At 57.3% G+C, this 6,521-nt stretch carries 7 protein-coding genes; 3 read left to right on the top strand and 4 right to left on the bottom strand.

Annotated features, from left to right (window positions below; translation table 11 throughout):
- Positions 1-134: 134 nt before the first annotated feature.
- From fabG to ACIQ5B_RS09655, 4 genes are read right to left on the bottom strand one after another with little or no spacing between them, the layout of a single operon-like run.
- Positions 135-872: a 3-oxoacyl-[acyl-carrier-protein] reductase gene (gene fabG / locus ACIQ5B_RS09670; RefSeq protein ID WP_395629468.1), complete on the bottom strand. Its 738-nt coding sequence runs from the start codon at positions 870-872 to the stop codon at positions 135-137.
- A 1-nt stretch (position 873) separates the two neighbouring features.
- Positions 874-1,677 (bottom strand): crotonase/enoyl-CoA hydratase family protein, encoded by an 804-nt coding sequence (locus tag ACIQ5B_RS09665; RefSeq protein WP_397598833.1) that lies wholly within the window; start codon positions 1,675-1,677, stop codon positions 874-876.
- Positions 1,677-2,615, bottom strand: a complete 939-nt coding sequence (gene fabD, locus ACIQ5B_RS09660; RefSeq protein ID WP_397598832.1) for an ACP S-malonyltransferase — start codon at positions 2,613-2,615, stop codon at positions 1,677-1,679. The genes ACIQ5B_RS09665 and fabD overlap by 1 nt, the downstream gene beginning before the upstream one ends.
- 36 nt (positions 2,616-2,651) lie before the next feature.
- Positions 2,652-3,488 carry an LD-carboxypeptidase gene (locus ACIQ5B_RS09655; protein WP_397598831.1) on the bottom strand — a complete coding sequence of 279 codons (837 nt, stop codon included), beginning with the start codon at positions 3,486-3,488 and terminating at the stop codon, positions 2,652-2,654.
- A 188-nt stretch (positions 3,489-3,676) separates the two neighbouring features.
- Between ACIQ5B_RS09655 and murC the strand changes: the two genes are divergently transcribed.
- From murC to rpsF, 3 genes are all read left to right on the top strand, one after another.
- Positions 3,677-5,077 carry a UDP-N-acetylmuramate--L-alanine ligase gene (gene murC, locus ACIQ5B_RS09650; RefSeq protein ID WP_397598830.1) on the top strand — a complete coding sequence of 467 codons (1,401 nt, stop codon included), beginning with the start codon at positions 3,677-3,679 and terminating at the stop codon, positions 5,075-5,077.
- Positions 5,078-5,103: 26 nt separating this feature from the next.
- Positions 5,104-5,904: a hypothetical protein gene (locus ACIQ5B_RS09645; RefSeq protein WP_397598829.1), complete on the top strand. Its 801-nt coding sequence runs from the start codon at positions 5,104-5,106 to the stop codon at positions 5,902-5,904.
- 140 nt (positions 5,905-6,044) lie between these two features.
- Positions 6,045-6,485, top strand: a complete 441-nt coding sequence (gene rpsF, locus ACIQ5B_RS09640) for a 30S ribosomal protein S6 (RefSeq protein ID WP_395636811.1) — start codon at positions 6,045-6,047, stop codon at positions 6,483-6,485.
- Positions 6,486-6,521 lie beyond the last annotated feature (36 nt).

The following is a 6,521-nucleotide window of genomic DNA, read 5'->3' as shown; positions in this document are numbered from 1 at the left end:
TCAACTACAATTTTTTTGACCCGTTCTGCGGTATCGCTCATTTTTGTGCCCCTTATATTGTTGGGAGGATGAATTTCAGTAATCGCCCTAATGTCCAGATTGCCCGCTGGCAAGTGGCAAGCGACGGTTATGCTTCAAAGCATCGCCATGCCGCCATTTACATGGATTGTCTGGCCCGTGACATAGCCAGCCTCTCGCGACGCGAGATACGCCACCGCAGCGCCAATATCTGCGCCTTCGCCCATGCGTCCCATTGGGATACGGGCGTTCAGCGCTTCCTTTTGCGCATCGGGTAAAGTTTCGGTCATCGCGGTCGCAATGAAGCCCGGTGCGACGCAGTTTGCGGTGACATTGCGGCTGGCCAGTTCCTGCGCAATCGCCTTGGTCATGGCGGTGAGGCCGCCTTTTGATGCGGCATAATTGGCCTGTCCGGGGTTGCCGGTCGTGCCCACAACGCTGGTTATCGTGATGATACGGCCGAAGCGTGCTTTCATCATCGGTTTGGTCGCAGCGCGCATGAGGCGGAATGTCGCTTCGAGGTTGATGCGGATGACGTCATCCCATTCCTCATCCTTCATACGCATGGTCAAATTGTCGCGTGTAACGCCCGCATTATTGACCAATATGTCGATCTTGCCCAATTTTTCGAGCGCAGCCGGGACAAGCGCTTCAACGCTATCCTTGTCGCCAAGGTTGCATGGCACCGCGACATGATCGCCGCCCAATGATGCGCGAAACGCCTCCAGCTTTTCAACGTTGGAGCCTGAAACAGCCAGCTGTGCGCCTTGCGCCGCAAGCGCGTGGCAGATTGCGCTGCCAATGCCGCCCGATGCTCCGGTAACGAGTGCCGTCATGCCAGTAAGATCAAACATATTATTCTCCCTTAAACTCGGGTGCGCGTTTTTCGAGAAACGCGGTGATGGCTTCATCATTGTCCGCAGTGGCATGCGCAAGGCTTTGCATCGCGGCGGACATTTCGAGGATATTTTTCAGGTCCGCCGTCTGCCCTTCGCGCAACAGCCGCTTGGTCATGCGGACGGCATGTGGCGGGTTGGCGGCGATCTTGTCCGCCACCTTGCGCGCGGCAGCCATCAGATCGGCATCATCCACAACTTCGGACACGAGGCCGATGCGCAGCGCCTCTGCCGCGTCGATGGTTTCGCCCGTCAACGCAAGCTCGGTCGCTTTGGAAAAGCCGACGATGCGCGGCAAAAGCCATGCACCGCCATCACCCGGCGTAATGCCCAGGCGCACAAAGCTTTCCGCGAATTTGGCCGAGGCTGCTGCAATGCGAATGTCGCACATCGTGGTCAGGTCAAGTCCTGCGCCAATGGCGGGGCCGTTGACGGCCGCAATAACGGGCACCTCAAGCGCCTGAAACATTAGCGGCAACCGCTGAATACCATATTTATAGTTCCGTCGCGTTTCGGCGGGCAATCCGGCGCGCAGGCCGCCGCTGTCGGGGCGCATCTGTTTCAGGTCGCCGCCCGATGAAAATACCGTTCCCGCACCCGTTAGGATGACGCAGCGCACTGACATATCTTGGTCCGCAGCCATGAAGGCATCGCAAATCTGTTCAACGACGCCTACGTCCGATATCGGGTTGCGCTTTTCGGGCATGTTCATCGTGATGGTCAATATGCCGCCATCGCGCGACTGAAGAATTTGGTCCGTCATTATATCGCTTTCAACAAAGCTTCGATGTCATCCATGCTGGTGACGCTCGAGGTGGTGATGTCTTCATGCGTGCTGCGCTTCACCATAGGTGATAGCACTTTGCCGCCAAACTCCACGAAATGGGTAACGCCCGTCTCTGCCATCGCGATTGCGGACTCACGCCAGCGCACGCGGCCAGTTACCTGGTGCACCAATTGCGCGGCGATGATGTCGGGCTCGGACACCGGCGCTGCCGTTACGTTCGCAAAAAGGGGAACGAGCGGCGCATGAATGGTTGTCGTGCCAAGCGCGTTTTGCATTTCATTAGCTGCTGGTTGCATCAATGGGCAGTGAAAGGGTGCCGACACCGGCAACAATATACCGCGCTTGATTCCATGGTCCTTGGCCAGCTCAATGGCACGGTCAATCGCGCCTTTATGCCCTGAAATCACGACCTGCGAGGGGTCATTGTCATTTGCGACGGTGCAGGTTTCGCCCTGCGCCGCAGCCGCAGCCAGTGCTTCGGCTTTTTCGATGTCTGCCCCAAGCAACGCAGCCATCGCGCCAATACCAACGGGAACAGCCGCCTGCATGGCGCGACCACGAAGCTTCAACAATGCCGCCGTCACGGACAATGGCAACGCGCCAGCGGCACACAGCGCGCTATATTCGCCCAAGGAATGGCCCGCGACGAAATTGCATTTCTCCGAAAGGCGGACGCCGCCTTCGGTTTCGAGCACGCGCAACGTCGCAATGGCATTTGCCATAATCGCAGGCTGGGCGTTCTCGGTCAGCGTAAGCTCGCTTTCGGGACCATCACACATCAACCGGAACAGATGTTGGCCAAGCGCTTCGTCGACTTCCTGAAACACCGCGCGGGCGGTGGGGCTGGCGTCCGCGAGCGCTTTGCCCATGCCAACCGCCTGGCTGCCTTGTCCTGGAAATATAAATGCGCGCATATTCGCTCCCGTCAGTCCGTGTTTGTGCCAAATCGCCTATGGTGCGGCGCTGGATGTTGCAAGCCCGAACGGCACGATGCGGTTATCGGCGTCATGGCCGATGTCCGCGCGGCCCAGATAGGCGATGCCCGTCTTGGCGCACCAGCGCCGGGCAATGTCTTCTGCGCCTTCACCAAATGGCCGGTCATTTTCGGGCACATCGCTGACACGGCCAAGCCGCAATCCCGCGAGGCCAGCCGATTGCAAATGCGTGCAGACATTGAAAAAGGCCCGGTCAAATCCGTACAGATATTCGCTGACTTCCTCGACCATCAACACATGCCCATTCAGATCGGGCATCAACCGCGTTCCAGCCATCATGGCCAGCGTCATCAGGTTGAACGCAGCATGTTTTTCCCCGGCCTGCACATGTGGTTCAAGCGCGTGCGGCGATTGGTGCACGATCCAGTCAAGCGCGCGGGTCACGGCTGCTTCGCCGCCTGCGCGTCGTATGTCCGCAGGCATGGGGCCATGGCACACGCGGCCAATGCGCGCGCGATATAAAGCGCCGAGCAAATTGCCGGCATCGCTATAGCCCATGTAGATCTTGTCAGCCGCAGCGGGCTTTAGAGCCGCGACAGCGTCTTCGGCGATCCGGCACGCGCCATATCCGCCACGGACAAACCAGACCGCATCAAAGCTGGGGTCGTTGGCAAGCGCCACAAAAGCGTCGCGCCGTTCGTTATCGGAACCCGCGAAATGCCCCGCCTCGGCAAAGCATTGATCGTGAAAGTAAAGCTCCGCGCTCGGATGTGACGTTGCGGCGATCGCCGAAACGCGTGCAGCGTCTTCACGCGTAAAGGGCGTCGATGGCGCGCATATCCCGATTTTCATGAAAAGCCCTCCATCCCCACACCGTAGCCCTGAGCCGTCAGCGCGCAAGCGCTGGCGAAAAGTCGAAGGGTGTTTTTCCGCTGATAACCGCCCTTTGATGAGCGCAGCCGCGATGCGACTGCTGCTCAGGACTGCGGTTACCTTCGCTTGCCATTGCCAAAACCCTTCCTACCCAATAACCGACGCTTATGCACAAAAACAAATCCTATTTCTTCTGTGGCATTGGCGGTTCGGGCATGTTGCCCTTGGCGAATATCGTTCGCGATGCCGGTGCAACCGTCGCCGGGTCGGACCGCGCGCTGGATCAGGGCCGCTTGGGCGCCAAGTTTGAATGGCTTCAAAGCCTTGGCATCGACCTGTTTGCCCAAGATGGCAGTGGCCTTGTCAGCGGTGATCAAATTCTGATTGCGTCTGCTGCTATCGAAGACAGCGTGCCTGATGTTGCCAAAGCGAATGCCTTGGGCTGCGCCCGCATGACGCGCGCAGAGCTGCTCGCGGATTTGTTCAATAATGCGCCGCGCAGCGTTGCCGTTGGCGGGACCAGCGGGAAATCGACCGTCACGGGCATGATCGGCTGGATATTGACCGATGCAGGGCTCGACCCGACCATCATGAACGGCGCGGTGATGAAAAATTTCGTCGCCGATGACGCGCCTTTTGCCAGCGCGCGCGTGGGGCAGGGGGACGTTTTCGTTTCGGAAGTCGACGAAAGCGATGGCTCTATCGCCTTGTTCACCCCCGAAGTCGCGGTGCTCAACAATGTCAGCCTCGACCATAAAAGCCTTGAAGAATTGCGCCAGCTGTTCGGTGACTTTGCCAAAAAAGCAAAGACAAGCGTGTGGAACGCCGACGACGCAGAGACTGTGGCGCTCATGGAACCCTTGTCGCTGGCCGGGGCCATCAGCTTCGGCTTTGCAGCGCAGGCTGATTTCCGCGCGACCGATATTGTGGACCTGCCGCTGGGCAGCCGTTTCACGCTCCACGCCATGGGCGATACCCATGACGTCGCGCTCATCGTCCCCGGTCGCCATAACATCGCCAACGCACTGGCCGCCATCGCCGCCGCGACCGCGCTCGGCGTGACCGTGGCGCAGGCCATTCGCGCGATAGAGCGTTTCAACGGCCTTGCCCGCCGCTTCGACATTGTCGGCACCGCAAACGACATCACTGTCATCGACGATTTCGGCCACAACCCGGACAAGATCGCCGCAACGCTTGCGACACTCAAAGCCTTCCCGGGCCGGATCATCGCCTTCTTTCAACCGCATGGCTTCGGCCCGATCCGCGTGATGGGCGCTGAATTGGCGGGCGTTTTTGCAAACATGCTTGGCAAGGACGATCACCTCATCCTCTGCGATCCCGTCTATTTTGGCGGCACTGTCGACAAGAGCATTGGCAGCCAAAGCATCACCGACGCTGTCACTGCAGCCGGCCAAAATGCCGAATATATCCCGGCGCGCGAAGATTGCGGCAACCGCATGGTCGATCTCGCGCAACCCGGCGACCGTATCGTCATCATGGGCGCGCGGGATGATACGTTGAGCGCGTTTGCAGGAGGTTTGGTGATGCAATTGGCCAAATCAAGTTGACGACAAGGTATGACAACGATGATCCGATGATTGAAATCGATTTCGATAGCATCAATCTGTGGGCACAGTCTTTAAGCGCCAGACTGCTGCCTCATTTGTCTGATCAGATAGTGAACCGCTTGAGAAATGCGGCACCGGAATATATTGAGGATGCGTTAGATGTAGTCTTTGAATGCGGCGAAAAAGGCACCATCGTTGCCCAAGCGATTGAATGGATTAGCGGCAATTTTGTGGTTGCCTATCACGGATCTCGGCTTTCGGAATCTGAGATTTCATCCGTGTTGTCGAGCGGAATTAAGGCGCTCAGTCTCTCGGACCGAAGCGATTCACTTCGCCATAAGCTTAAGGGCCATCAATTGTGGCCGACCGTAGAAGGCCGATTTAGCAGCGTAATACAAGAGTACGGCAATGGCCGCTATGGACGGCGTGAAGGTCAAGCTCATCTCACAATCTCACGCGACGCTTTGACGTACGATTTTAATCACTATCTCAAAGCTGGATCGGAATTCGATCAGGTCGTTACGCTAGACATTTTAGGGCGTGAAGCCCAGCAACTGCTTAAAGTTGATCGTACTCCCGTCATTTTTCGAGTGATCGTGCCCGGCTCAAGAGCTTTGGATGCTTCGAGCCGTTTGTTGCCTGATGGTGAAATTCCGAGTTTGGCGAGGTATTTTTTGCAATATTGGGCTTATTGGCTGTTTGATAGTTCAATAGACACATCGTCTGAGAGGGTGGATTGTGGCATAATGTTTTATGAAGACGTACCTGCTAGCTGGATTGCAGATGTTATCGTCTTAACCGATCTAGATTTGGAGCAGCGGGAGTAGCCGCCCGAATCGCTTGCTTTTCCCGCAAATCCCACCTAAGCGCGCCACTTCGCTTGGGGTAACCCTTGTGGAATCGAAGAAAGCCGGAGGGGCGTATGCATGGTGCTGCGTCAGCGATCGGTAGGAACAAGGAAACGCCCATGCCAAATTACGAGCATGTATTTTTGGCGCGTCAGGACCTTTCACAGGCCCAGGTTGATGCGCTGGCAGAAGTTGCCACCAAGATTGTGGAAGACAATAAAGGTAAGGTCGTAAAGACTGAAACCTGGGGTCTTCGCACACTGACTTACAAAATTCAGAAAAACCGCAAAGCGCATTTCGTAATGCTCGACATCGAAGCTAATGGCGACACCATCGCCGAGCTCGAGCGTCAGACACGTATGAACGAAGACATCATTCGTTACATGACTGTCCGCGTTGACGAGCATGAAAAAGGCCCATCGGTCATGATGCGCAAGAGCGACCGTCCAGAGCGCAGCGAGCGCGGTGGATTCGGTGGCGGCGACCGTGATCGCGGTGCCCCACGTCCAGATCGTGGCGACCGTCCCGATCGCGCACCCCGTGCAGAGCAGGAGGCTTAAATTATGGCACGTCCGTTTTTCCGTCGCCGCAAGTCC

The organism is Sphingorhabdus sp., from assembly GCF_044374345.1.
Classification (GTDB): Bacteria; Pseudomonadota; Alphaproteobacteria; order Sphingomonadales; family Sphingomonadaceae; genus Sphingorhabdus_B.
Note: the sequence above shows the minus strand (reverse complement) of the source record. Positions and strands in the feature narration are given on the sequence as shown.